This is a genomic window from Bacillus sp. SIMBA_005 (genome assembly GCF_046535585.1).
Lineage (GTDB): Bacteria > Bacillota > Bacilli > Bacillales > Bacillaceae > Bacillus > Bacillus pumilus.
This window is the reverse complement of the sequence record NZ_JAWRWI010001068.1, coordinates 1-241: the sequence shown is the minus strand read 5'-3', so window position 1 is coordinate 241 and position 241 is coordinate 1. Positions and strand designations below refer to the sequence as shown.

The 241-nt window shown below is 48.1% G+C and carries 1 protein-coding gene; it reads left to right on the top strand.

Annotated features, from left to right (window positions below; translation table 11 throughout):
- Positions 1–241 (top strand): aldo/keto reductase (locus SB660_RS23400; protein ID WP_410584963.1); only part of this gene is annotated, 241 nt, incomplete at both ends.

The following is a 241-nucleotide window of genomic DNA, read 5'->3' as shown; positions in this document are numbered from 1 at the left end:
AAGGCATCACCACCTTCGATCATGCCGATATATACGGCGGTTATACGTGTGAAAAGCTGTTCGGCGGCGCTTTGTCCCTTTCGCCTTCAATAAGGGAGCGAATCGAAATCGTCACAAAATGCGGGATTGTCATTGAATCACCGGAGCGGCCAGGAAACAAGTCGCATCATTATAATACGTCGAAGTCTCACATCTTAGCGTCGGCGGAGCAGTCGCTTTTGAATCTGAATACGGATTATCT